Below are 26,852 nucleotides of genomic sequence, written 5' to 3'. Positions count from 1 at the left end.
ATCGCTGTTCATAAGTGGCCGGCAATTGCCACGGCGCCAATTAGTCTTTGCATTTTGAGCCAACAATTTGGTAGCGTGCCTGTAGCAAGTAAAACCTAGGCAACTCGAATCAACGGCATGCTTCCACTCACGCACCGCCACGGCGTACCGCAATACACCCTCGCTCATTACGAACAAGATTTTGCCGATCGCCATTTGCTTCATGGAGTCATCGCCAAATGGGCGCGCGAAACTCCCGACGCGATCGCCATTGAGGAAGTCGACACCGGCCGCAGCTACACCTATCGCCAGTTTCATGAATCGGCCACTGCGGTGGCGCTGCGACTCTTGGCGCTTGGCTTTCGCCAGGGTGATTTTCTTGCCACGTCGCTTCCCCTATTGGCCGAGCATATCTTTCTGGAATACGCCTGCTTTCAAATCGGCGTCATCCATGCCCCACTCGATTTGCGACTCAAGGCGCCAGAGGTCATCCGCTCATTGGGCCTGATTCGCGCCAAAGGCTTCGCCTTTCTCGGCACGACGCCTGTCGCCGACTTCACCGAACTCGGCCGGGCAGTGCGACAGCATTGCGACTACGTGGAGCATTTCATTCAGTTCGCCCCCCCCGATCAGGCGATCGACGGAGCCATTGCCGCCCAAGAACTGTTTGCGCATGCCGAGAGCGATCTACGCAACGAGTCGCTGGTGGTGGAGCATCGACGCGTGAGCGCGGCGATCCAGCCAACCGACGGCGCCCAAGTGATCTACACCACTGGTTCGACCGGCCTGCCCAAACCGGCGCTCCAGTCGCACCGCAATATAACCAGCCAGAATCTCTGTCTGGCCGCTGGGTTCGACATGCTGCGCCCGTCCAAGATGCTGGTCAACCTGCCGCCGTCGCATGTCGGCTGCCAGGCCGAACAACTGATGACCACGTTCTTCGCCGGCGGAACCTGCGTCGTGTTGCACATTTTCGACGCCGAAAAGACCCTCCGCACCATTCAAGACTACAAAGTCGAGTGTTTCGGCCAGATACCTGCCATGTACGCCTTGGAGTGGCGATTGCCGAACTACCACCAGTTCGACCTATCGTCGCTCCGCTTTGCTCTGTACGGCGGTCAACAGGTGACACGCCAATTTCTGGAGCAGCTTTCTCAGATGGCCCCCAAATTCGGCACCGGCCTTGGCCTCACCGAGATGGCCGGTTTCGTCACCTACACTCCGCTCGACTGGCCCATCGACAAACTGGTTGCTGGCGTCGGCTTCGACATGCCGATCACGCCGCTGACCATTCGCCAACCAATGAATCCCGATGGAACTGCCGGTCCCGAACTGCCAGACGGCGAACCGGGCGAGATTTGCTTCTCCGGCCCGCAGGTCTTGGTCGGTTATGTGAACAACGACGAGGCGTATCGCCACACGGTTTCGACCGATGGCGTCTGTTACACCGGCGACTTGGGCTACAAGACCGATCAAGGATTGATGTTCTCGGGCCGCGCCAAGCTCGTCATCAAACCCAAGGGCTATCAGGTTCATCCGGCGCAAATCGAAAGTCATTTCGCTCTGCTTACCGACAAAGTCGCTTGCTGCGGCGCGGTTGGCGTCAGCCATGACGTCTTCAGCGAAGGCATCGTGCTGTTTGTTGAGCAAAAGCCCGACGCCAGTATTGAGCAGCGCGAGTTGCAATCGCACGCCCGCGAAATAGCAGCCTATATGCGGCCACTACACTACGTGCTGCTGGCTTCGGGCGAATTGCCCCTCAACCGCGTCGCCAAGACCGACTATGTGCGGCTGAAGGAATGGGCGGCCAGCGAAGTGGAGAAACTGCGTGCTGCCGGCGGTTGGGACCGCGATTGACGACTCGCGGCAACGACGTGCGGCGCCATGGTAAAACCTGATGTAGAGAATTAGACGCGCTTTCGATATAATGCGCCCGTCCCGCCCGCCTACCGAGCCCGCCACGGATCACGGCTGACGTCAGAGTGCAAAGAGTGGCCAACTGGGTACGAGTCGCGTCGGCAGCCGCCTGTCCTCCTGGCGCCTGCATTGAGGTCGTCGCCGCCGACCGCATCGTTGCCCTGTTTAACGTTGCTGGCGCCTTTTATGCGCTGGATGGAGTTTGCCCGCACCAAGGCGGCCCGCTGGGCAAGGGATCGCTGAACGGTTCCATCGTCACCTGCCCCTGGCATGGGTGGCAGTTTGATGTGCGCACCGGACGCCATCAATTAAACGCCGCGCTGTTGCAACCCGCTTTCTCAGCGCGCGTGGAAGATGGCATGATAATGGTCGATCTACCTGGCCCGGCGTCGGGGGACGCAACGGATGACCAAAACGGAGCCTGACATCCAATCCTCTTCGGAGCGGCCCACGCCGGAAATCCGGTACCGCCCGTTCCGCAACAGCGATCCGCCCCAACTGGCGGAAATCTGGCGGGCCCGCGCTCGCGAGCGCGGCGTGGTGCAGCCAATGTCCGCAGAACTATTCGAACAGTTGGTTCTCGCCAAGCCCTATTTTGACAACGAAGGCCTGATCGTCGCTCTGGATCAAGAGGTTCCCGTCGGCTTTGTGCATGCCGCCTTCGGCCCCACCGACGACTTGACCGGCATCTCGCGCGTGATGGGCGTCACCAGCATGCTCATGGTGCGGCCCGATTACCGCCGTCTCGGCATCGGCCATAATCTCCTCGCGCGCAGCGAGGAGTACCTGCGGCAGCACGGCGCCAAGGTGCTCTACGGCGGCGGAGTCTACCCACTCAATCCGTTCTATCTGGGACTCTACGGCGGCAGTGAACTGCCGGGCGTCCTCGAGTCCGACGCCGAGGCGCAGCGACTCTACCGTTCCAGCGGCTATCGCGAGATCGATCGCTGCGTCATTCTCCACCGTGACCTGGCCGACTTTCGTCAACCAATCAGCCGGCAGCAGATGCAAATTCGTCGTTCCACCACGGTGCAGGCAACCGCCGACCCGCAGTCAAGCACCTGGTGGGAAGCATGCACCTTCGGCGGCTTCGATCGTACGCGCTACGATCTAATCGACACCGCCAGTGGTGCCTCCTTGGCGCACGCCTCCACCTGGAATATGGATTTCCTCGCTGCCACCTGGGGCGTACGCGCTGTCGGACTCATTGATATTGCGGTCGACCAGCATCAAAGGCGGCAAGGCTACGCCACGTATTTGCTTAGCGAGATTTTCCGCCGCCTGCAGGCCGAAGGGGTGAGCGTGGTTGAGTCGCAGACCATGCTCCGCGAGAACAGCGCGGCGCTGGCTATGTACCAAAAGCTGGGCTTCCGCGAAATCGACCGCGGCATCATCTTCCGTAAGGAAGAGGCATAGCTCGCTCGAGGGGCGCGCTTGCTACAGCCGAATCCCCAATTCGCGCAGTGCTTCTTCAATTGCGGCCACTAATTCGCGCATGTCGTCCGGAAACACGTGTCCAATTGTGCCGATGCGGAATGTCTCGGCCTGACTCACTTTGCCGGGATAAATCACGAATCGCCGCCGCTTGAGCGCTTCATAAAATGTCTCGAAGCGAAACTGCGGATAGTCGGGAAAAATAAACGATGTGATGATCGGCGAGCGATGCTCCGCCGCCACCAGCGGCCGAAACCCCAACCGTTCCATCCCTTCGACGAGCACGCGATGGTTTTCCCGATATCTTCGTGCCCGCGCGGCAATGCCCCCTTCCGCGTCTAGCTCCGCAATGGCGGCGGCAAGCGCCCGCACCGTGTGCGTGGGCGACGTGTACCGCCATTTGCCATGCTTCGTCTCCATCTCGCGCCATTGATCAAATAGATCAAGCGACAGCGATCGAGCGCGGCCTTCCGTGGCTTCCAGTGCCCGGCGATCGGCCACGATTAGGCCGAAGCCCGGCACACCTTGCAGGCACTTATTGGCCGACGACACCAAGAATTGCGCATCGACCTCGTCGATTGTGAACTCGATCCCGGCAAACGAGCTCATCGCGTCCAGTAAGAATGTCTTTCCGTACCGCCGCGCCAATTGGCCTGCCTCGGCGGCTGGATTCAAGATCCCGGTCGTCGTCTCGCAATGCACCAGCGCCAAATGCGTGATTGCGCTGTCGGTCTTCAACTCCTGTTCGATTCGCGTCAAATCAGCCGGCGCTGCTTCGCTCTGCGTGATCTCGGTACAGGCGATTCGCAAGCATCGGGCGATGTCAGCGATTCGCTTGCCATAAGCGCCGTTGTTCACGACCAGCAGCTTGCCATCGGCCGGCAATGCCGAGCCGATTGTCGCCTCCACGGAGAACGTGCCGCTCCCTTGCATCAAAACCGCCGCATGCCGCGCATCCCCCCCCGCCAGACGTACCAGGTCGGCTCGTAACCGCGTCACAATGTCGTTGTATTCGTGATCCCAGGTGCAGTAGTCCCGCAGCATCACCTCCTTCACGCTTTTCGAGGTCGTCAACGGGCCTGGGGTCAGCAGAAGATAAGGGATGTCGGCGTCCATCGCGGCGGACCTGGGTGTGCGGATTTAGCGAGTTTGGCTGGCAGCAACCTACCAGCGCCCTGCGTGCCGCTTCAACCAGCCACCGGTAGCCAATTTGTCCAATTTGCAGCCCGACAAGACCGTGCCTAGTCTGGTACACTGCTGCTCGCCGGCAATTGCTATTCCCGCGAGGAACGCTCATGAGGATCGGAAAGAATCGCCGCGCCCAGATTAGCGCGGTGCTTGTCATGGCTACGATCACCGTCGCCACACAGCGCGGATACGCGCAACTTTCGATCGGCTCGACCACCGGCGTGCTGCCGCCGAGTATGCCAACCACGTCGCTGATTCTCGGCGACGATCTCAACAAGCTTCAAGCCGAGTGGCAGTCACCGGTCAATGCCACGCAGCAGTATTGGAAGTCCGACATCGTCGGACGGGCAAATCAAGCTGTAAGCGGCGCGGCGCCAGCCACGTTCGCCGCGGCGGCAACCAATTCCAGCATCGCGGAAGCCGCGGGTTTACGTTTTGCAATGACCGGCGCCACCGCCGACCTGAACAAGACTGTCACCGCGCTGCTGGTCGCCGCAATTCCAGCGCAAAACGGCAACGACTTCATTACTCATCCCGAAGTGCTCACGACTTACCTCACCGCTTACGACATGATCCGCGGCGCTTCACTGGTCGATCTGCCGCAAACCACGCGCACTGCAATTGAGTCGCGATTGACCACACTCACCAACAATCTCTCGTATGGCAACAACACCTATAGCAACGCGCGTAGCAAGATCGGCGCCACGAAGGCCTTGGCCGGAGTGGTCCTCCGCGATCAATCCATGCTCGACCAAGGGCTGACTGATCTACAAGGACACTTTAACTACAGCACTACGGATGACGGCTGGTTCGCCGATAGCCAGGGACATTATCTCAACTACACATTGCGTCATCTGGCGCTGTTCGCTCGCGCCTACGATCAAGGTTCCGGCGTAAATATCTATCCCAACCTGCAACCGCTCTTCGATTTATCGATTGGCATTCGAATGCCCGACGGCACCACGCCCAATGTCTCCAACGGGCTCAACCGACCGGTGGCGATGAACCTCTTTACGCAAACGCCAAATGCGGCCGATGCTGGTGAAGAGCTTTGGTATCACAACAGCTTGCCGCAGCCATATCCGTTCGACGCGGTGAACATTCTCAACAACAACGGAACCTATTCCAGCTTTTTCGCGCTCACCGATTTCACGACCGCCACACCGCAGGCGCCTACGGCATCGCCTACCTATTTTGCGCCGGGACAATCGCACATCTCGGTCTTTCGCGAGGACTGGGGGACCACCAGCGACTACTTGATGATCTCTCCCGGCGTCGATCCGCCGCCGCTTGTGCTCAATGCCCCCACGCTGCCCGAACCAATCTATATAAGCGCCTTTCACTCGCACAACGACACGATGGAGCTACTGCTCGCCGCGAAGGGAAAATACCTGCTCGTGGCGCCGGGATACCAACGTTCCGACCTGTCAAACTCGCCGCCCGGCCTCGCCACGCAAGACCCCACTTGGCACAACGTGGTGCTGATCGATGGCGGGGTCGGCCCGCAATCGCAAGGCATGCGCATGCGACCGGAAGAATTCACCTCCAGCAATCGCCTCGACTCCACGGAACTTGGCGGCTTTCACGGCGTCAGCGACTTTAGTTCCACCAGCGCCAACTATGCCTCGACCGACGTGACACGAAGCATGGCGTTTCCGGGTGAGGACTATTTTGTCGTCGTCGATAGAATGCAAGGCGACAGTTCGCACGCTTACGGTTTCAACTTGGTGGGTCGCGGCACGCGCACCGTGCTCGGCAACCAGCCCAATGCCATCGATGTGAAGTGGGAGCACGACGGCGCTCAGGTCATCGAGCATTTGATCGGCACGCAAGCCATGTCGCTGACTACCGGCGACTTGTGGATGCACGACACGTTCAACGACTTCGAACCAACCAAACGCATGACGGCGACTATGTCTGCCGAGGACGGCATGTTCTTGTCGGTGCTCGAAACCGGTACTGCGGGCGCCGCCGCGCAACTCTCGATCACCACGCTGGCCAACACCCCCGACCTGCTCGCTGTTGGCATCGACAACTTCGCTGCCGGGTGGCACGACACCATTGTTTCTCAATTGGTGGCTGCGCCCCATACAACGGCTGGCATCTCGACCGATGCTTGGTACGCGTACATCCGCCAGTCGGGTGGAGAACTCACCCGCGCCATGCTTTCCGATGGAACTGGCTTGGATGTCGACGGCCAGCAAGTGGTCTCGTTGGACCACGCGGCGACCTTCTCGCTGCTGTTCGATGGAATGCACGTGCTCGGAACCATCTCGGCCGATGGGTTCACGCCGGGTACGGAACTGGCGTTCGCTAATCGCGGCGCGATCGCCACCGCGACATTGAACGGCGCCGCGATCTCATTCAGCAATCAGCCTGGCAGCGCCAGCGTGCAACTGAGCGGTCCTGGAGCGCTAGACATCACCTTCGTGTCGGTGCCTGAACCGGCCAGCGCGGTATTGGTCGGCATCGCGGCCCTGATACTTGCCAGTTGCCGCCGAACTAAATCAGGCGTCGCGCGAGGCTAAACCAGTCGTCCAAATCTTGCCAAGCAAGGTCGACTGCTTCGACAGTTTGGTATGAACCGAAGCTGGTTCCCGCCAGTCGCGCGGCCGGCGCCAATTCGGCGATTGGGGTTTCGTCGATCTTTGCTTCCGTTGCTTTCACCAGGGCTAGCGGCGCGATCGACGCTGGCTTCGCAACATCTTGCATCATCGAACCGCTCAGGCTCGCGGCTTGCATGCCCGCCGGTAGCATCAGTGATGTTGCCGGCGAATCATCCCCCGCCTCGGATCCGGTGGGCAAAGGGAATCCGCTGTCGAATGGCCAAGGATGCAGCGGCAAATCGGTCGACACCACAATCTGCGTCGTGAAGCGATAGGGGAATCGCAATGGACTAGGGAATGTCAGTTCGACAAAGTACGCTGTGGCTCCCGTCGCTGGCGTGGGGACATTCGCATAGTACACGCCAGGTTCGCTCTCAAACAACGTGTTGCTTGACCAAGGCAGGCCGGTGTACGCGTTGCGGAAATCCCTCTCAAATTGATTGGTCGCTTGCCACATGGTGACCGTAAGCGGTGTATCCTCGGTCTCCACGCGCAGCGTGCCGTCGTCGAGCACGCTCCATGAGAACTTCGGCAGTTGTCGATTGTTGAGAATCGCTTCGTAAAACGTCGTGAGCGCTGCTGCGGTTTTCGAATTCAACCCAGCACTTATGTCCAATCCGTGGCCCGTGTTGGGCAAATACAACAAATAATTGTTGTCGCCCGGCAGATCGTCGAAGTAGTACTGCGACGAATCGGAGACAAAAAACTCATCCCCCGCTGAATTGACGATCAACTTGGGGATGTCGAAGCGGCCGTTGTTCAAGTAACTATACGGATCGACGACCTTCCCCAACATTTGGCCCTGCGGAGTCAAGATGCGATCGAAGATATGTGAGTCATTGTAGTCGGCAATGGCCTGCGAAAAGAAGTTGTAAACCCCATAGTGATGCTCCATCTGCGCGCCCAGGTTCAGCGCGTCGAACACCATCGGCATGATACCCCGCACGCGATCATCTACCGCAGCCGTCAGCCAGGTGGTCCAACCGCGTTTGGAGGCGCCTGTCACCACGAAATCATCGACTTCAAGATTGCGGCCCGCCACCGTCGGCAAGAACTCCTGAGCCGCGTCCATGGCTTTCACGGCCGATTTCACCATCGGCAAAAGCAATGGCCAATCCGAGTTGGGATCGGGATTATTCAGGAACTTGTCGAACGTGTATGCGATGATCGCGTCTTCTTCACGTTCCGTCGTCGGATCGTCGGCAAACCAAACGGGCTCGCGCGGAATCATCGGAACATGCACCGCGATGCTATTGGTCGCAACCGCCGCCTGCACAATGGCGCGCACGTCCGAATCGTTAAAGTTCGCCACGGTCGGAGGCGACTTGTCCTTGTCACCGCCATCAATCAACAAGAGCGCCGTGCTCTTGGTGACCTGCGACGGCACAATCACGCTCACCCAATGCTGCCACAGCGTCTCATCGGCTGTGAAATCCGCCGCGTTGCGCCATTTCTGGCTCTTTAGATCCAGCACATAGATCGTGGCGCCCGGCACGTTGAATTCGCTCTGCTTGGTCCAGCCATAGGCGCCGTCGTCTGCGGCCACATAGTTTTTCAAGGTGTCAACCATGGTCTGGTCGACCAAAACTTTTTGCTCCGCGCTGGTACCCTCGTTGCCTGCTAAATCAGCCACCCGCGCGCGCATGGCCACCACATATCCCGCCGAATGCGCCGATGGCAGCGCAGTGGCCAGCCCAATTTCTTGCAATCCATTGTTCAAATGCGCTTGCGTATGGTTTCGTTCTCCCGCGTCGTCATAATCGCCGTCGTTATTCAAGTCGACATCGATCGCAAACGGCGCGTTGGCCGCGCTACCGGCATCCGTGACTAACGTCACGCGCACATGCGGCGTCAGGTCGGGCGTATAAGGCTGAGTGACAAGCTCCACTTGAGGCGCAACCGTCGACACGCGGAACTGCAGAGGCGTCCCCTGCCCTCCCACATTACCCGCCGCGTCAATGATCGAAGCGTAGATCTCATGATCACCATCGGACAGAGCCGGAATCGGGATCGGCGTCCCGCCAGATCCTTGAGCGACCTGAACGCCATTGACAAACAACGTGACCACTGCCGCCGGGGCGCCCGCCACGATGAACGATGGCGTCGTCAACTTAGTGATGTTGTCGCTGTCGCTGGCGCCAGTGTCGCTCTCGGCAACCATATCAGGCGCCTCCGGCGACTCGCCAACGCGATCCAGTGTGAATTCCACTCGCCTTGTTGTCGCATAGGCAAGTTCATCCCGCGCCACTATCGTCAGCGCATGCTCACCATCTTCCAGCGCGCCCCCTGCAAGCTGATTCAACTGAGCAAGGCTGATGGTGAACCGCCCCTGGCTATCCAGACTCCCTTTGAGATCGAGCTTTTCCGGTAAGTCGTTGAGTTGGGCTTGCAAACTCACCAGTGCGGACAATCCCGACGACACGGTCACCTGCCCGCCCATGCTAGGATCGGACGTGATGCCATCGTCGTTTGTCGCCCCGAATGGCGCAGTGTCGTTTGTCAGCCCCCCCGCGATTTGCGCGCCACCACGTCCGGCATTCAAGCGATTGATAATTTGCAATACATCAATCGCGGTTAGCGATCCGTCGCCCGACGTGTCGTAGTAATAAGGCGGCGATTGACCAGCTTGGATCGTCGGCAATTGCCCTGGACCGCGACTCTTGTCATTGATGCGATTGATCGCCACGAGCGCGTCAATCGGCGTGATGAAGCCGTCGTTGTTCACATCCAAGGCGCGCGTTGGATTGGTCCAAGGGCTCGCCGACATCAAACGACGATCCTCGAGTGGTTCCATTACAATCGTGCGCGTTCGCGCCGCGCGCAAATGCCGCGGCGCTGGCTGTAGATACCTGTCCATCATGTTCCGTATTGCAGTGTGGGCGGAACTGCCTAAAGGCAGCGCATCTTGCCAACAAACTGGCTTGGCGTGGTCGCCTTATCCTACTTAGACCGTGCGCGTGCGGCAACGATTTTGACCAATTGCCTCCGACGCCTAATGCCACCGTTGACTGCGGTCCACGAACCACAGTTGGTGCAGTCTGCTTGACGTTAAGGCATGAATGGCGGAATCGGAGCCGTCTTGCGGCCCTCGATCATATCGAGCAGATAGCTCGCAACAGCGGTGGTGTACAGCTCCAGCAATTTGCGACCTGTCTCGGCAGTTGCCTGCGCCGGTGAAGAGTCAGGCTGGTCCGCCATCACTTCAGTTCGAACATTCTCGGCAAAAGCCGCCAACGCGAAGGCCGTTTCAAACTCCTGCGCGTGCCCCGGCACCGCGCTGGTCTTCATCACGTCGCGCGCATGCTGGCGATCGACCATGTCCCAGTACGAAAGAAAGTGCAAACTAATCTCGTTGATTTGCAAGAACTGATCCCATACTCCTTCGCACGGACGCACATTGCCGCCATGCCCATTGAGCACCAGGATGTTGCGAAACCCGGCGCGCGTCATGCTCTCGATCATATCGGAAAGCACGGCCAAAAAGCTGCCAGGGCGCAGCGACAGCGTTCCTGGATGCTTCATATGATGCTCGCTGATACCGGCCATGAGCCCCTGCGCCACGACGACTCGCGGGGCCAATCGCCTCGCCGCGCCCAAGGCAATTTCGTTAACGCTCCGCCAGTCGTGCTCCATCGCCAGGTGTTCGAGGTGTTGCTCGATGGCAGCCACCGGAATCACGCACGCTTGCAGTTCGCCAGCGCGCATGCGTTCTCGAAATTCGCGCCGCGTCAATTTGCCCAGCAACACTTCGGTCATTCCAATCTCTCTTTGTGTACATCGGCCTATTCGATGGCGCTTTCCGCGCGCAACGCTCGCAGAGTAAGGCGAAACGCCTCACTGGTTCGTTCCAAATCGGCGTCTGAATGCACCGCACTGGTTGGGCCGCCTGGCCAAGAAAAGATTTCCACACCGTGCGTCATCATCCCGATGCGCAGTTTGGCCAATAGTCCGGTTGCGGCCGGCGCCTTGAGAACTCGGAAGTCATGCAGACCGGCCTCAATCTCCGCGACGGTGATCGACCGTCGCTCGGGGTTGGTAAAAATATGAAAACCAGAGAAAGTGCCATACACCACCCAGCCCACGCCTTCCTCTGCGACCACGCGCTGCAACTCCGCGCGCAGCCTTGCCGCATAATCATTTGCTCGCTGACAGGCATCCGTCGATCGAATCAGTTCCAGCGTGGCGATGCCGGCCGCCGCCGATAGCGGATTCGCATTGAAGGTGCCGTGGTGCGGTATCTTTGGCTTCGCGCCGAACGATAATTGATCCAGTAACTCTTGTTTGCCCGCCACGGCCCCACCCGGCAGGCCGCCCGCCAAGATCTTGGCGAGCGTGGTCAAATCGGGCGTGACTCCGAAGTGGGCCTGCGCGCCGCCGGGCGAGCATCGGAATCCGGAGATCACCTCGTCGAAGATGAGCACCACTCCGCGCGCGGTGCAGGCCTTGCGCAGCGCGGCCAAGAAATCCGGTGTGGTCGGCACTTGTCCCCAACTGGCGCCGGTCGGCTCGATGATCACCGCCGCCACGTCGCCGTGAGAGTCCAGCAGCCGTTCCGTTTCGGCAAGGTCGCCAGCGGGCGCCAGCACAACTTGCCGCGCCACTTCGTCCAGCACCCCTGGCGTCGGTTGTCCTTCGAAATTCGAGCTATACCCAAATGCCACATGATCGTGCCAGCCATGAAAATGCCCCAAGAATCGCATAATTTTCGATCGGCCGGTTGCGGCGCGGGCGATGCGCAGCGCGAGCAGCGTGGCTTCCGTTCCAGAACTGGTAAACCGCACGCGCTCCGCCGACGGCACAAGCTGTTGAACTAGCGCGCCCCAGCGCAATTCCAGTTCATGGCTGGCGCCAAAGTGCGTGCCGCGCTCGAGTTGTTTACGCACCGCCTCAACTACGGGCGGATAATTGTGTCCCAATAGCAGCGCGCCATGTCCTCCCGTGTAGTCCACATACTCGTTGCCGTCCACGTCCCATTTGTGGGCGCCGGCCGCGCGCTCCACATAGATCGGATACGGTTCCAAATAGCGACTATCGTGCGTCACGCCGCCAGGAAAGACGCCGCGGGCCGTACTCGCCAGCCGCGCAGACGTCGGCGTCATCGCCTTGAAGCGAGACACAATTTCTTCCACTGCGGAGCAGTTGGCGGCTCCCATAGAAAAGTTTTCCTTGCCTGTCTAATGTGCGGCGTCCGGCCTTGAGGCTGTTCCCGATAGCGTGACCGTATCTCGCATCCGATAGATTTGATACATCTCTGGTCGCACATGAGCAACCACATACGGCAACGGAACGCCGCGCGCGCCGTTGTAAAAGCTGACGCCCATATCGTGCCGCAGAGTTGTGGTGGTGCTTGCCACTGGAACATTCAATCGAGCGACTTCGTCCCAGACGTTGGTCGGCAAATCAAAAATATTCGTGTTCTGTCGAGGCACGATCACAAGGTCATCGGGATGCAACGTGTCTTTGGAGAAATCGATTGGGCGGCCGCCGAGTTGCTGAAGATAATACTGAAATCCCCAATGTCCTTCGAACCACAACGGGTCCGATAGCGCGGAGTAGCGGGCATACAATTCTTCAGCGGCGTTGCGCCCGGCTTGCGCATGGCGATAGTCACCCCAGGCAATGAACAACGAAAACAATAGCGCTGGCACGGCGCACCAGGCTAGCGGCGTCCGATCGCGCGCCAGCCATGGCCAGCAGCGTGATTCCAACTGGCGCGCCAGCAAAATGCCAATTGCCGGCGCGGCAGGCAACAACGAGCGGCCGTTGATGGTCCAATTAAAGTCGGCCGTGAATGTAAGCGTGCCGAGAATCCACAAGCACAACAAGATTGAATTCGCATCGCGGCGCCGCACGAGTTCGTTGATCAACAGCAACGTCACCAGCATACTAGCTGCGACGAACACTCCGGCGTGCAATGGAAAATACACCAAGCGCCCGCTTGCCATGTCGATCGGAAAGCCAAACATCCGCTCGCTCAGGCCACTGCCATAAACGCCCTCCGATAACCACAGCGCGCCTGTCATGCAGGAGCCAGCCAGCACTACCACCGCGATCTGCCAGACGGGAAACACGATCGGCAGGTAACACAGTAGCGTGGCATAGCAGCCTCCCAAAAACAGGACAAAGACTGCAAACTGCCTCCAAGGCCGATCGGCCAAAGCAGCGCGCGTCTTGCTGGCGTAGTCCTGTGCCTCGAAAAACATCCCAGCGCCGTAAAGGCGCCGCGTGTACAACTCGTAGGCGACGATCATCGCCACCGGTACCGCCAACGCCAACAGCCAAACCCCAGGCCTTCGCCTGACGGCCAACGTATAGACGAGCAACAGTGGAATCAGGCACACACCAAAATATTTTGTGAGCGCGGCCAGCCCCATCAATATGGCGGCGGCCAGCAATAGCCAGTTCTGTTGACGCTCCAATCCGGCCAACCAGGCAACAATCGCCCAGCACCACAGCGCCAGCATCATTGTGTCGCACATCACACTGGTCGCCGACACCACCAGCACTGGCGTCAAGAGCATGGCTAGCGCTGCCACCAGCCGGAATTGGCACATCCGTCTTGCGATGAAATAGGCGCCAAACACCAAACCAACATTTGGCAGCAGGAACGCCATGTGCAAGGCGGACTCGCTCTTGCCGAACAAGGTGATCGCCGCGGCAATGTAATATGCAGCGAGTGGCGGGTTCTTGGTCAACACGTGCATCGGCGTTTCGTGACCGTACCAATTGACGTGAAAACCGAAGAAGTCAGTCGGCTCGCGTCGGATCTGCTCGGCCGTCCAGAGGAACAAGGGATCGTCGATCGAAAACGCCTTGCCCAAGAATGGCGCAAAACAGCATAGCGCGACAAACAGCAGGATGCGCAAGTCGGTAGACAGTGTGCTGGATGTGACCTTGAGATCAGCCGTCGCGCTCGACGCGTGAAGCACGTTGTTTCCTTTGAATAACAATGGCGCCCACACTGGGCCACCACAATTCAAGATCGCGACCGACTTGCCGTTGCGAAACACTGCGGATCGGCGCCACAATATAACTCGCCGGCCTCGCCTTACGATGTGCCCCGTTGTGTTTCGTAGGAATTGGCTATGTCCGCCATCGACGTCGCTCCGATCGACACTCGCTCTTCCAATCGATCTGCGTACGAATCGGCGTATCGCCTTGTGGCCTATCTGGCGCTATTGTCCGTTTTTGGCTCGTTGCTGTATGGATTTCGTTATGACCCGAATGCCAGCGGTTGGAACTACGTCGTCAACCTGGGGTTGTACCTGTTTTTTGCCGTGCCGCATTTGTTGATGACTCGCGCTTGGTTTAAGGCAGCCGTTTGGGGAAGCCCGGCGGGCAAACCCAGCGAGCGCCGTTTCTACATCCTTTCAACGATAGTTACCTGGGGAGCAATTCTCATCTTGCAGCGCCCATTGCCGGGCTTCGCGCTGGACATGCCTGAGCCGATTCGCTTCCTGGGTTATCTGGGGTTCTTGCTATCGCTGTTGCTATTCTTCGAGGGCTTCACTTTCGCCGCGCTCGATTCCATGATCGGCGCGTCGGGGTCTGCCATCACGCTTTCTCATGGGCCAGAAACACCGCTGTTCACCGAAGGGCAATACGGCGCCGTTCGCCATCCCATGTATCGCGCCGCTCTGCTTGCGGGAGCCTGCGCGCTAGTCATCCATCCCAACGCGGCGGAGTTTTTTTGGGCCACGCTCATTGGTGTGACCTTTATTGCCTTTATTCCAGTTGAGGAAGCTCAACTCCTGGCCGCACGCGGCGATGACTATCGCCAATACATGGCCCGTACGCCGTACCGCCTCATACGAGGCGTTTGGTAACAACTACGGCTTGCGCGGAAATTCGCATAGCGGCACACTGCCGGTGGGCTCCGCGATAACTTCCGCCAACGTCGTCGACTGAAACGCCTTCTCCACCATGGCTATTGCGTTGTCGACCCGACGGTGCAAAGGGCACAAGTTCACCCCGTGTGATTCGAGTCCCAACGGACAGCTTTGAATCCGTGGAATCGGGTCCACCGCGTTCACGACCTCAAGGATCGATATTTGGTTCGGCGCGCGCATCAGACTGACGCCGCCGCCAATTCCGCGCTGCGAATGTACAAGACCCGCGCGATTGAGGCTCTGAATCACCTTCGCCAGGTATGCCGCAGGCACCTTGGTGACTTCCGCAATCTGCTGCGTAGTGCGCGCCGCGGGCGCTTCACTTGCCAGACAGACCATAGCACGCAACGCATACTCAACCGTTTGGGAAAACATAAACGGCGCGGCTCCACAGGTATTGTTTGTGAATAGACTATGGCGCCGACGCAGCCGCCGCAAGAATTCCCGCGCCGAGACGCTTCGACTCAGCGCAACGACGACAAATACTCCACCAAGTCACGAATTTCGGATGGAGTCAGCAAATTGGCCGCGTGCTCCGGCATGGCCGACGCGCCGCGGCCACGCTCTTCGATACTCTGTTTGGCAATCGCCAACGGCTGACCGTCCGCAGTGACAATGTTCACCTGCGCATCGTCTTCCGACTTGAGCACGCCCGTCACCACTTGCCCGTCGTCGAGCGCCAGCACTACCGTCTCAAACCCTTTCGCGATCTTTTGATTCGGCGCCACAATCGACTCCAGCAGATATTCGCGAGTCTGGTCCTTCGCGATCTTCGCTAAGGCGGGCCCCACATCGCCTCCGCGCGTGCCGATCTTGTGACACCGCACGCACGCGGCCGCCGCTTTTTCGAAAAACACATCCCGGCCGCGCTCTCGACTCCCCCCTTCCAAACAGTTGCGGAACGCAGCGATCGGATCGTCAGCGTTGTGCGCGCCTCGCAGCCGCTCCAGCCGATCACGAATCCGCTCATCCCCCTGCTTGCGCTCGGCTGCCATGCACAGATCGAGCCGAACAGTCGCCGGCAACGATCCTGCAAGCAGTCGATCGAGCGAAGCCACCAAGATATCGTTTGCCTGTTGGGCTTCGATTTCTCCAAGCGCTACGTACGCCCCTTGCTGTTCTTCGAGCGAGTCACCGGCCAGAGCTTTCTCGATCCAGGGAATGGCTTCCGCCGGTTTCAGTCGAGCCAGCCATCGCTGCGCGACGGTTCGAATCGCTCCTTCGCGATCTTCTAACGCCAGTCGGATGGTCGCCTCGAAGTTTGCTTCACCGATTTGCCCCAATGCCTCGAGCGCGGCGACGCGCGCCGTGGTCGAGCGATTGCCATCGATGACGATCGCAGACAGTGGCGCCGCAGCCTCTTTGAGCCGCAGAGCGCCCGCCGCCTCGGCCAGCGCCGCTGCAAGATTGTCGGACAATCCGTCGTTCAGCGCTGCTAATTGTGATCCCAAAGCCACCCGCGCGTCCTCGGCAGGCCGATTGGGCAAGGGGCGCCAAAGCCCCATCACGCGATCCTTGCCGTTCGGAAGCTCCCAGTCGCGCAACATCGACAGCGCTTCGGCGCGCGTCGCCTCCGACCGATTCGCGCTTGCCGCCCAGCGCGCTAGTTGGCGAGCGTCTTCGGCGCTGCCGCCACGATAAAGCGCGTTCAATATTCGCAGCGGCACATGTTCTGGAAGCTCGTCGCGTAGCGCCAACTTGGCCAACTCGGGACGGGCGGCCTCGATTGGCACATCATTGATGGCGCGCGCGGCCTCGAGGACCAGCGTCGCATCGGCATCGTCTAGAAAGCGGGCGATGTCAGGACTCTCCCAACGCCTTAGCGCCAAGAGCACGCCCATTCGGACCGCCGCAGACTCGTCGTCCGCCCAGGCCAGTGTCGCCGGCACATCATGGGTCCACGTAAGCGCCATTACGGCGGCATGTCGCAGCAGTGGATCCTGATTGTTATTGTCGCGCAACAGTTCGACCAAGTGAGGAGCCGATGAGGCGCGTGCCAACTTGCCCAGGCTGAGCGCGGCAAAAAAACGCACTCGCGACTGGTCGTCTTTCAGGAGCGCGACCAGCGTCTCGTAAGCGCCTTGCAACCGAGCCTCGCCGGCTACTTTCGCCGCTTGCGCTCGGATCTCGGCGTCGGCGTCGGCGAGCAAGGGCGCCAAGTCGACTTTCGGCGCATCCGCGCGGGACAAGAGCTGTCCAAGTCCCCAAATCGCGTGAACGCGCGCAATTCGATCCTTGTCAGCAGTCGCCACATCGACGAGGCGATCGGCGACTTCGATTCCACGTTCAACCAGCGCGAATTGCGCCTCTTGGCGAATTCGCATATCAGGATGACCAAGCAACATCACCAGGGATTCCATCCCACGATCGGTCATCCCCTCGTCGAGCAGTCGGCGCACTTCGGCAGCCTGAGGATCCGTTTGCCTCGACTCGCTCACGACGCGGAAGATACGTCCCTTGCCAGTTTTTTCCCATCCTTCGACCCAATCGCTCACATATAGCGCGCCATCGACGCCAAAATCGACATCGGTCGCCAACACCGACCAGGCAAATTGCTTGGCGTCGACCAGTTCGAAGGACGCTCCTTGGGGCGTCAATCGGAAACTGCGCACGCCGCTGAATGAAGGCGTACCGCGAAAATCGGCCAAGAAAAAGTGGCCGTTGTAATCCGCGCTAAGCCCGGTCCCAGGGTAATAGGTCAGCCCGGATGGCCCATCGCCAAGGTTTGCGATCGGCGGCACCAGATACGGCGCTGCGCGGGCGCCTTCCGGCGTCCAGAGTTTTTCAGCGTTCCAAGGGCCGCGCGACGTGGGACGTGTGATGTACTGATAGCCAATGCGCCAGCCGCTGTCCCCTCCTTCGACGACATGCACCCAACGGGCTTTGTCGCCGCCATCAGAGTTGTTGTCACCCGTAAACAGGTTTCCCCATTCGTCGAACGCCAATTCTTGCGGGTTGCGCAATCCCGTGGCAAACACTTCAAGTTGGGAACCATCGGGTTGGCAGCGCAGCACCGCGCCGGTATCGGGATAGGCCAAGGTCTTGCCTTCGGCCTCGACATGGAAACCGCGGTCCCCGATGCTGAAGTACAACTTGCCATCCGGGCCAAGCTTCAATCCGTGCAGATCGTGCCCTAGAAACGCGACATGCACGCCAAACCCGGTGTGCAGGGGGGTTCGCACGTCGGCCCGTCCGTCGCCATCTTGATCGGCCAAATTCCACAACGTTGGCAGGCAAGTGAACCATACCTGCCCACGGCGGGCCAACAGACCGGCGGCGATGCCATCGGCCGCGTCGTTGAAGCCGTCGGCAAACACCGTCGCTGAGTCGGCCCGGCCGTCGCCGTCGCGATCTTCGATCAGCCGCACGCGCTCGTGCTCAACCTGATAACTCGCGAACCCATCTCCCAGATACTTCTTATACATCGCCACCCGGTCGGCGACTGAGCGCGAGGCCAAGTCGTCGTCGAGCCAGTTCATGTGGTAGCGATTGTCGGTGACGCCTGCATGGTGCCGAAAAGTCTCGGCCACGTAAAACCGCCCATGCTCATCCACACAAAACGCGACCGGATTGGCCAGCATCGGCTCCGCGGCGAACAGTTCGACCCGGAAACCTTTCGGCACGCGAATGCCGCTCAAGGCACGTTCCGCTTCGCCAGAGGCCTCTAGCACTCGAGGAGAATAGCGGGGCGCCGAGTCGGCGGGGTCGGCGGCGAGTCGCGCCTGCCATCCAGTCATCAGAAAAGCGACGAACGCAATTCCGCGCCAACGCGCGCGGAGCAAGGCGCCAAACATTCCAACTAAGCCTCTAGAAATCCGCTGAATCAGATAGGAGCCGTTCGCCACAGATCGGCGCGCGGGCGCCCACCCCTACGGCGAGCTTTAACTTAGTTGCCCGCCTGGAGCCCGGCAAGCAGCGGAATTGTGCAAAGTTGCGAGAATCGTTATGGCAGGACCGAAAACCATTGCGGCCACCAAGCTTCGGTTCGCAGATGGGCGAGGGTCTGGCAAATCAGCGGAATCCAGATGTATTGCAGGGCGCGCTTAGCTTCGATGCGCAGGCAGCGCGCATCGACTGGAATGATCTCGGGTCCGTGATACGCGGACCAGCGTGGCAGCAAGCGAGGCGTCCGGGCGCAATACTCATCGAACGCGGCGCCCAACCGCGAGCGCAGCCGGCGTTCTTCAGACCCAATGGTCACTGAACCAAAGACGATCGAGGCGATTAACAGTCCGGCGGCAAAGGTCAGACTTTGCATGAAGAATGCGATCGAAAGAGTAAGCAGCAGATTCCCCAGATAGAGGGGATTGCGACAAACGGAGTACGGGCCTTCGGTGACGAGCGACTTGCCTTTGTGGCCACCAATATAGAGAGTCGCCCAAAGTCGGAATCCCGCCCCTGCCAGAAAGACGATCCAACCAGCGCTTTCGAACAAGAACCGGGCCAGATGGCTGCCGGCAAACACCGGACTTGATAGCAATCCGGCGGCGCCGAATGGAATCAAAATCAAAATCGTCACCAGCCCGCGCGCTCGTTCGAGCCAACTGCGGGTGTAGTGCAACGACGGACTGATGAGAACTTGCGATGTGGCCATAGCTTCCATGCGGCTAGTGATTTCGCGTGGCGTCATGCCGGCGCGATGATAGCGGCCCAATGGCCGACTGGCGGGCGAACGTTACTTGCGGATCGCCGGATGGTCAATCTCAACTTCGACTTCTGTCAAATTGCCATCTTCGGCAAACGGGCGGTTTTTAGCCATTGAGGGCTTCGGCGGCGGTAAGAATCGTATTGGCGATGTCGATTAACTTTTGGTTTTTACTGCTAGCAATCTTCTGCAATCGCCGAAATGCCTCCTGCTCGTCGATGTTGAGGTGTTTCATCATGATGCCTTTGGCGCGCTCGATGATCTTGCGATCAGCCAAGGCCTTTTTGAGATCGGCCGTCTCCTCGCGAAGGGTTTGAAACTCTTGAAACCGCCGCGAGGCCAAAGCGATTGCAGGCTCCAGTTCCGCAATCTTGATCGGCTTCACCAGATACGCCAGCACATGGCTGTTTTGCGCGCGCTCAATGAATTCCGGATCGGTGTAGCCGGTAACAAGAATCACCGGGGTGGGAATCTGCTCGTACACCGCTTCCACCGCTTCCAGGCCGTCCATGTCCGGCATCTGAATGTCGGCGATGATCAGGTCGGGACGGCAGGTTCGGCAAGTTTCCAAGAGTTGTCGACCGTTCTCGGCTTGTGTGACGACCTGGTGACCAAGTTGGTCGAGCATCCGCCCCATGACGTCGCGAACGGTGGGGTCGTCATCGGCCAGCGCGATCCGCAACTTGTGATTGGTCTTTTCGAGTGACGCCTTGCCATTCGAGGTCGCCATGGAACTACTTTCCCCAATTTGCCACTTGGCCAAGCTCGCGCGGCCAAGCAGGTTGCGATCAGCCGTTCGTCGCTGTCGCCGGAATCAACGGCATTTATTGTACCGCACTCGTATAGAACTCCAACAAGTGCGTCGATGCGGGAAACTCATTTGGCAAGAGGACGAGACGGGGGACTGTCTGCCCTGCTCCAATTGTTGGAACAACTTCTCGGCATGGCTGAGGTACCGCCTGGGACATTTTGACGATAGTGGCGACCAGCCAGGCGCTTCTGCTACGCTGCCGCTGGCTCATCGCCTGTGAAGAACCACGCCCCCAACGATACGTCCCACAAGAGGCGCGCGTGAATAACATCTATTGGTCTGGTGTCGCGGCCGTCGCCGCCATGTACATGGCCTTTCTGGTGATTGGCTGGATCGCGGCGCGCAAGACCAAATCGGGCACAGCCGCCGATCTGCTGTTGGCGGGCCGAGCGATGCCGCTGTGGATCGCCACCCTGACGATGACCGCCACTTGGGTCGATGGTGGCTACCTGTTGGGGACCGCCGAGGGCGCGCTCACCGGGCTGGCGCGTGGCCTGCAAGGGGGACTCTGTTTTGGCATCAGCCTGATCTTAGGAGGCTTATTCTTCGCCAAACGCATGCGGCAACTCGAATACACCACGCTGGTCGACCCATTCGACGCGCGCTACGGTCGGCAATGGGCCGCTGTGCTATTGCTGCCCGCGCTTTTTGGCGAGGTGATCTGGAGCGCGGAACTGCTGGTGGCGATCGGCTCGACGTTTGGCGTGATCTTAGATTTTGACCTGACAACATCGATTCTGATATCCGCCGCAGTAGTCACAGCGTACACCTTGATCGGCGGCATGTGGTCGGTGGCTTATACCGACGTGGTGCAACTAGCGCTGGTGCCGCTGGGTCTGTTGGCCGCGATGCCGTTCGCGCTGTCGCACGTGGGCGGACTGAGCGAATTGTTCGCCAGCTATTCGAGCCAGAAGCTGGAAGCCGCGCGATTGCTCCCTCCGGTGCGGCCGTCGCAACAGTTCTGGACGGGCCCGGCGATCATTCAATGGTGGGAGGTGTCGCTGATGCTGGTTATGGGGGGCATCCCTTGGAACTGCTATTTTCAGCGCGTTCTCTCTTGCCAAACTCCATCCAAGGCGCGCTGGCATTCGATCATCGCCGGCGCGTTGACGATTGTGCTCACGGCGCCGCCGTTGATCCTTGGCATGACAGCGGCCGTTTACGCCTGGCCGACTGCCCAGGCCGAAACGCTGGCGCGCGAGCCTTCGATGGCTTTGCCGCTGCTACTGCGCGACCTGGTGCCTTATGGCATTGGCTTGTTGGGACTGGCCGCGATCATCGGCGCTGTGACTTCCAGCTTCAGCGCTTCGATCCTATCGGCGGGGTCGATGCTGTCTTGGAACGTCTATCGGCGGCTCCTCGCGCCCGACGCCGGAGTGGGCGCCATGACGCGGATGATTCGCCTGTCGATCCTTGGGCTTGGCGTGTTCGCCGCGATCTTCGCCTTGCGCGTCGAGAGCGTGCAGCAGCTTTGGTTTTTCACGGCCGATCTGGTGTACGTGTTGCTGTTTCCACAACTGCTGTGGGCCCTGTTCGACTCCAAGGCCAACCGCACCGGCTCAATGGTCGCGTTTGCCGTATCACTTTTGCTGCGGCTCGGGGGGGGCGAGCCGGTTTTGGCGATTCCGGCGATCATTCCGTACCCAGAAATCTTCGCATCCTTTCTGCCGGGCAGCGCCGCCGACTGGTATGATCGTGACACCGCGACCGTGCTCGCGCCATTTAAGCTGCTGGCGATGCTCTGCGGCCTGATCTTGCTGCCGTTGGTGTCGCGCATCACGGCAAGCTGGGACGCGCCGCGACAATTACGGCGTTTGGAAACCTGACCTATGTCTGTCAGCGATCGCATGCAAAACGAGTTTCGACCACAGTGGTTGCGCCCTCTTTGGGTCTGTGCGTGGGGCGTGCACCTTTACACGGCCATGGGCCTGGTGATGGCGGGGCTCATCACCTGGCTGCTCGTCGGCGATCGCCCCGATCGCTTTGTGCTCGCCTTCGTGCTGATGCTGGTGGCCACTTTGATCGACGCGACCGACGGCTTTTTGGCACGCGGAGTTCGCGTGAAAGAAGTCTTGCCCGGTTTCGATGGTCGGCGATTGGACGACATCACCGACTTCTTGAACTATGTCTTCTTGCCGCTGTTCTTGATTTACCAGTCGGGGCTGTTGCCGCGTGGCTGGGAACCATGGCTGCTGCTGCCGCTGGTGGCCGCCGCTTACGGTTTTTGCCAGGTATCGGCCAAGACCGACGATGGCTTTTTTCTGGGCTTTCCGTCGTATTGGAACTTGATCGCCTTTTACCTGTATGCGCTCAATCCGCCGCATTGGGTTTCGCTAGCGGCGGTGATCGTGTTTTCGCTGCTCACCTTCGTGCCGATGCGCTATCTGTATCCCACTCAACCCGGTCGCTTGAATCAGGTTTCTCTAGCGCTGGGCGCGGTGTGGGGAGTGCTGCTGATGCTGATCTTATGGGGAGCGCGCAAGGAGCCATTCGACGGCGAAAAAACGCATCGGCTGACCAGTTGGTCGCTCTTTTACCCGCTGTACTACTTGTTGGCGTCTTGGGTAGTCAGCGCGCGCTATTGGCTCTCGATGCGCAAGCAATCGCCGCCGCGCTAGCGCCTCTGGAGGACGCTCCCGCGGGCGGCCGATCCGCGCTACGGCCGGCGGCGCTGGCGGGCCGCGTTTTCGCGAGCGATGGCCTGCTGTTTGATTTCTTCCAAGAGCTCGCGCGCCGGCTTCAACTCTTCCACTTGCTCGGGCGACAGTCGCTCGTTGAGCTTACGCAAGTTCTCTTGCAATTCGACGATGGCGAACGACGGCACGCGTTTCTGCTTTAGCTGCTCGAACAACTCGTCGGACTTGTCGACGATACGTTTGGCCGCATCGGGCGACTTGCCAAGTTGCTCCACAGCGTACCGGGCCCAAGACGACAAGTGGCGCACCGCGACCTGCGGCTGCCCATAACGCAACTGGGCTTGGAACATGTCTTCTTGCAGCGCGTTGAGCGCCGGCGAGTCGGGAAACTTCTTGATCGCGAACTGAAAGTTCTGCTCGGCGTAGACCACTTGATGCCCGGTCGCATTCTGCGCTTTGACGAGCGCGATCCAGGCCGCTTCGCTATTGGGGTCCTGACGCGAGGCGGCATAGGCCACACGCACCGCCTGCGGCGCGCGTCCTAGTTCCAGCAGCGCTTGCGACAATTCCACTCGCTCGTTGATCGATAGCGCGCTGGCGGGTTTGGCTTCGAGTTCCTTGACTCGCGCCGCCAACTTGGCCGCGCGATCGAGATCGGGTTCTACTGCCGCCGGCGCGGCGGTCTCGGTCTTGGTTTCATCGCCTAGCGCGGCGGAAATGATCGCCGACAACGCGATGAACAAGGCGACCAACATTCGAGGCGAGCGACCACGCATGACGGATCTCCACGTAATCGAGCACTTTACAAGCCGAGGCGACCCTCTAGTTTAGAACATCGCCGGTCGCCAAGCGCCAACTGCCCCGACGCGGACCACTTGGTACAATCCGAGCCTTCGATACCTCAGAAATTCACGGAAATCTTACACATGTCAAGCGATCGAAGTCACGAGCATCGCTACGAAAAGCTCACCTGGGAGGAGATCAACGACGCCGTCGCCGAGGGGAAAATCCCGGTAATTCCGGTCGGCGCCGTGGAGCAGCACGGGCCGCACTTGCCGCTCGATGTCGATATGGCCCTGGCAACCAGCGTGGCGCTGGCCGCTGGCAAACGCATCCCCGACAAGATGCTGGTCCTCCCTTGCCTGTCGTATGGCTACACCGGGCATGTGATGGACTTTCCGGGCACGATCAACATCCATTACCAGACCTTCATTGAACACACGCTGGATGTTTGCAAAAGCCTGGCCTATCACGGTTTCAAGAAGATGCTGCTCCTCAACGGACATGGCTCGAACATGCCGAACCTCGATCTGGTTGCCCGCCGCTGCAACCTGGAAACCGACGCTCAGTGCGGCTTCACAGGCTGGTGGCGCTTTCTGACCGTCGATCCCGAGTTTTTACCAAGCTGGCGCGAAAGCGAATTTCCGGGGGGCATCGCGCACGCCTGCGAGTTGGAAACGAGCGTCTACATGCACTTGTTCCCCGAAGACGTGCGCATGGATCGCATTCGCTCCGGGCAGTACTCGTTCCACGCGGAAAAGTCCAAGTTTCGATACGTCGATCTGTATGGCTCCGGGCCGGTGGATGTCACCAGTTGGACCGCCAGCTACACCGACACGGGTGTCATGGGCGCGGCGGCGCTCGCCACGCCGGAAAAAGGGAAGCGCGCGCTGGACGAAGCGGTGTCGCGGTTGTGCGAGTTCATTGTCGAGTGGCAGGGCGTGCCGGCGCCGAAGCGCAAGGAGAATCACGCCGAGCGACCCACCATGCCGATGCCTTGGAATCAAGCGCATTCATTGGATTGGAAATAGCTGGTCTCCCGTGTGGTGGATCTTCGCGATCGGTTGAATGGCGAGACTGACCGCGCTCACTCGGTTGCCACCAACTTAACGTCCCGAGCTAAAGTCACAGACGGACTCGCACGGCGCGCTCCTCAAACAGGGTTGCCGATTCAAGGTCCAATCTCGGTACGATGGCGTGGCGATCGAGCGCGGCGGCGTCGGCAATGTCGGCGGTCAGCCCAATCGCGCGCAGATTGAGGCCGCCTTGCGTCTCGGCCAGTTCGCCGGCCAGATTCGCCGCTGTCACTTGCCCTTCATATCTCGATTGCACGGCGCGCCAGGCATCGCGGGCGATCCGCGCCTGATCATTCAGCGACGGACCGCTTGCGCCAGTGGATTCGCGCAGCACATCATCGACCAACAGCCCCGCCAACAAGGTGTCTTCGCGCGTGATTTCGCCGCGCGTGCCGGAGCAGAGAATCGCGATTCGCTCGGCCTTGCGCAAGGTCTCGACCACGGCGCGGCGATTGGTGAACGCGGCCAGCAGCGCCAGATCGGCGGACAGCGCATGCAGCATGGCGGCAGTGCCGTTGGTGGTGGTGAACACGACACGCGCCCCGCCGACACGCGAGGAGGTGTACTCGCAGGGCGAATTGCCCAGGTCGAAACCTTCGATCGGCAAGCCGCCGCGCTCGCCGCCCAGCAAGCACTTGTCGCTGCCGGCCGCAATGCGCCGCGCATCGTCGATTTCCAAACACGCCACCACTTCGCTGGCGCCGGCGTCTAGCGCCGCCGCAATGGTCGTGGTTGCGCGGAGCACATCGATCACCGCGACACTACGCCCGACCAACTGCTCGCGCGGCGCCAGCGCCGGCAGCAGATGAACTTCGATGCTGGTCATGGGACGCTATCCGAGATCAGGTCATTCAATTACTTCACCGCTTCACCTGCGGAGCGCCCGGCAGCAGCTTGGCCGCGGGGTCGCTGGGCGGTTTGTCGAGCGCCAAGAACGCGAACAGGTCGGCCAATTCTTCGGGCGACAGTTGCTTGTTCAGGTCCTCTGGCATCAGCGATAAGGGACTCGTTTCCATCTCGTCGATCTCGTCGCGCGGAATCACTTCGAGCTTGCCGCCTTGCAATTTGAGCACCACGCGGTCTGGCCCGTCCTCGGCGACCAGGCCCGTGACGATGCGCCCGTCGCGCGTGGCCACTGTGCGCGCTTGGTAATCGGGGCCAATCACCAGGCTGGGATCGAGCACGTTGGAAAGCAGTTGTTCCCAAGAGTTGCGACCGTTGAGCGTGATGTCGGGCCCCACTTCCTGGCCGGCGCCATAAATCTTGTGGCACTGCCCACACACTTTGTTGAACACCTCCTGACCGTGCCGCGGGTCGCCGGGTCGCGACTCCAGCAGGTCGCGCGTCAGTTCGATGAACTCCTCGCGATCTCGACTGCGCTCGCGCCGCACCGTGCCCCAGATACGGGTGACTTCTGCCAGCAGTGGCTCATCGGCCAACTTGACCATCCGCAGTAATTGGTTGGCGTTTACCGCCGAAGCCGGAATGTGCCTCGTGGCCACCGCCAGCACCAACTGTCGCGCGTTCTCGCTGCGTTCGGTCAATTGTTCGACCACCACTGGCTGCAACTCGGGTTCCACTTGCGCGTACAGCGCGACCAGCGCCGCGGGCGCCGACGGATCGGCAAACTGGTCAATCCGTTCCAGGAGTTCGCGCCGCAGAGCGACGGCTTGTGCTCGATCGGCGCAGAGCGCGCGCGCTAGCTCCACGGCCTCTGGCGCTGGCAAGGCGCGGGCCAGCGCGTCGAACGCCAAGAGCCGATCTGCCTGGCTGGCATCGCCCGCGCGGAACAGGTCGCGCGCGGTACGCAGGCCGACGGGATCACGGCCTAACGCCAAGAGCGCCGCGGCCGGCGCTTGGCGCGGATCGCCGGGCGCCTGCGCGCTTGCGC

Annotated in this window: 20 protein-coding genes; 8 read left to right on the top strand and 12 right to left on the bottom strand. The window is 60.1% G+C overall.

The window, feature by feature from the left end; all coding sequences use genetic code 11:
- Positions 1-117: 117 nt before the first annotated feature.
- The 3 genes from K1X71_15745 to K1X71_15735 all read left to right on the top strand — a co-directional run bounded on the left by K1X71_15745 (position 118) and on the right by K1X71_15735 (position 3,312).
- Positions 118-1,836, top strand: coding sequence for an acyl--CoA ligase (locus tag K1X71_15745; GenBank protein MBX7074596.1), 1,719 nt, complete (start codon positions 118-120; stop codon positions 1,834-1,836).
- 134 nt (positions 1,837-1,970) lie between these two features.
- The gene (locus K1X71_15740) at positions 1,971-2,321 is read left to right on the top strand and encodes a Rieske 2Fe-2S domain-containing protein (GenBank protein MBX7074595.1); all 351 of its coding nucleotides are present in this window, start codon (positions 1,971-1,973) and stop codon (positions 2,319-2,321) included.
- A complete protein-coding gene (locus tag K1X71_15735) occupies positions 2,302-3,312 on the top strand; it encodes a GNAT family N-acetyltransferase (protein MBX7074594.1) in 1,011 nt (336 codons plus the stop codon). Before K1X71_15740 ends, K1X71_15735 begins: the two co-directional genes overlap by 20 nt.
- Before the next feature lie 21 nt (positions 3,313-3,333).
- Here K1X71_15735 and phnW read toward each other — a convergent pair whose 3' ends face one another.
- Positions 3,334-4,446: a 2-aminoethylphosphonate--pyruvate transaminase gene (gene phnW, locus K1X71_15730; protein MBX7074593.1), complete on the bottom strand. Its 1,113-nt coding sequence runs from the start codon at positions 4,444-4,446 to the stop codon at positions 3,334-3,336.
- A gap of 179 nt (positions 4,447-4,625) precedes the next feature.
- On the opposite strand from phnW, the gene K1X71_15725 reads away from it, so the two are divergent.
- Positions 4,626-7,046, top strand: coding sequence for a heparinase II/III-family protein (locus K1X71_15725; GenBank protein ID MBX7074592.1), 2,421 nt, complete (start codon positions 4,626-4,628; stop codon positions 7,044-7,046).
- Here the strand turns inward: K1X71_15725 and K1X71_15720 are convergent.
- The 4 genes from K1X71_15720 to K1X71_15705 form a co-directional block, all read right to left on the bottom strand.
- On the bottom strand, positions 7,021-9,891 hold the full coding sequence (locus tag K1X71_15720) for a hypothetical protein (protein MBX7074591.1): 2,871 nt from the start codon (positions 9,889-9,891) through the stop codon (positions 7,021-7,023). The two genes, K1X71_15725 and K1X71_15720, sit on opposite strands and share 26 nt — an antisense overlap.
- A 281-nt stretch (positions 9,892-10,172) precedes the next feature.
- On the bottom strand, positions 10,173-10,880 hold the full coding sequence (locus tag K1X71_15715; protein MBX7074590.1) for a creatininase family protein: 708 nt from the start codon (positions 10,878-10,880) through the stop codon (positions 10,173-10,175).
- 26 nt (positions 10,881-10,906) lie between these two features.
- Complete coding sequence (locus K1X71_15710; protein MBX7074589.1) at positions 10,907-12,277, bottom strand: aspartate aminotransferase family protein; 1,371 nt, start codon at positions 12,275-12,277, stop codon at positions 10,907-10,909.
- Positions 12,278-12,298: 21 nt separating this feature from the next.
- On the bottom strand, positions 12,299-14,053 hold the full coding sequence (locus tag K1X71_15705; GenBank protein ID MBX7074588.1) for a glycosyltransferase family 39 protein: 1,755 nt from the start codon (positions 14,051-14,053) through the stop codon (positions 12,299-12,301).
- A 156-nt stretch (positions 14,054-14,209) separates the two neighbouring features.
- Here K1X71_15705 and K1X71_15700 point away from each other — a divergent pair, with 156 nt between their 5' ends.
- The gene (locus K1X71_15700) at positions 14,210-14,950 is read left to right on the top strand and encodes a hypothetical protein (protein MBX7074587.1); all 741 of its coding nucleotides are present in this window, start codon (positions 14,210-14,212) and stop codon (positions 14,948-14,950) included.
- A gap of 3 nt (positions 14,951-14,953) precedes the next feature.
- On the opposite strand, the gene K1X71_15695 is transcribed toward K1X71_15700, so the two are convergent.
- From K1X71_15695 to K1X71_15680, 4 genes are all read right to left on the bottom strand, one after another.
- The gene (locus K1X71_15695) at positions 14,954-15,388 is read right to left on the bottom strand and encodes an Rrf2 family transcriptional regulator (protein ID MBX7074586.1); all 435 of its coding nucleotides are present in this window, start codon (positions 15,386-15,388) and stop codon (positions 14,954-14,956) included.
- Positions 15,389-15,477: 89 nt separating this feature from the next.
- Complete coding sequence (locus K1X71_15690) at positions 15,478-18,750, bottom strand: HEAT repeat domain-containing protein (protein ID MBX7074585.1); 3,273 nt, start codon at positions 18,748-18,750, stop codon at positions 15,478-15,480.
- A 206-nt stretch (positions 18,751-18,956) separates the two neighbouring features.
- Complete coding sequence (locus K1X71_15685; protein MBX7074584.1) at positions 18,957-19,616, bottom strand: isoprenylcysteine carboxylmethyltransferase family protein; 660 nt, start codon at positions 19,614-19,616, stop codon at positions 18,957-18,959.
- A 148-nt stretch (positions 19,617-19,764) separates the two neighbouring features.
- Positions 19,765-20,388: a response regulator gene (locus K1X71_15680; protein MBX7074583.1), complete on the bottom strand. Its 624-nt coding sequence runs from the start codon at positions 20,386-20,388 to the stop codon at positions 19,765-19,767.
- A gap of 341 nt (positions 20,389-20,729) precedes the next feature.
- Here K1X71_15680 and K1X71_15675 point away from each other — a divergent pair, with 341 nt between their 5' ends.
- Entirely contained in the window at positions 20,730-22,295 is a 1,566-nt protein-coding gene (locus K1X71_15675) for a sodium:solute symporter family protein (GenBank protein MBX7074582.1), read from the top strand.
- A 3-nt stretch (positions 22,296-22,298) separates the two neighbouring features.
- The gene (locus tag K1X71_15670; protein MBX7074581.1) at positions 22,299-23,087 is read left to right on the top strand and encodes a hypothetical protein; all 789 of its coding nucleotides are present in this window, start codon (positions 22,299-22,301) and stop codon (positions 23,085-23,087) included.
- A gap of 38 nt (positions 23,088-23,125) precedes the next feature.
- Here the strand turns inward: K1X71_15670 and K1X71_15665 are convergent, their stop codons facing one another.
- Positions 23,126-23,881, bottom strand: coding sequence for a hypothetical protein (locus K1X71_15665; protein MBX7074580.1), 756 nt, complete (start codon positions 23,879-23,881; stop codon positions 23,126-23,128).
- A 150-nt stretch (positions 23,882-24,031) separates the two neighbouring features.
- Between K1X71_15665 and K1X71_15660 the strand changes: the two genes are divergently transcribed.
- Positions 24,032-24,916 (top strand): creatininase family protein, encoded by an 885-nt coding sequence (locus tag K1X71_15660; protein MBX7074579.1) that lies wholly within the window; start codon positions 24,032-24,034, stop codon positions 24,914-24,916.
- 94 nt (positions 24,917-25,010) lie between these two features.
- Here the strand turns inward: K1X71_15660 and K1X71_15655 are convergent, their stop codons facing one another.
- Positions 25,011-25,787 (bottom strand): 2-phosphosulfolactate phosphatase, encoded by a 777-nt coding sequence (locus K1X71_15655; GenBank protein MBX7074578.1) that lies wholly within the window; start codon positions 25,785-25,787, stop codon positions 25,011-25,013.
- Positions 25,788-25,821: 34 nt separating this feature from the next.
- The coding region (locus K1X71_15650) for a c-type cytochrome (protein ID MBX7074577.1) at positions 25,822-26,852 on the bottom strand (1,031 nt) is incomplete at its 5' end.

It is taken from the genome of Pirellulales bacterium (assembly GCA_019694455.1).
Lineage (GTDB): Bacteria > Planctomycetota > Planctomycetia > Pirellulales > JAEUIK01 > JAIBBY01.
This window is presented reverse-complemented; position numbering and strand designations above follow the sequence as displayed.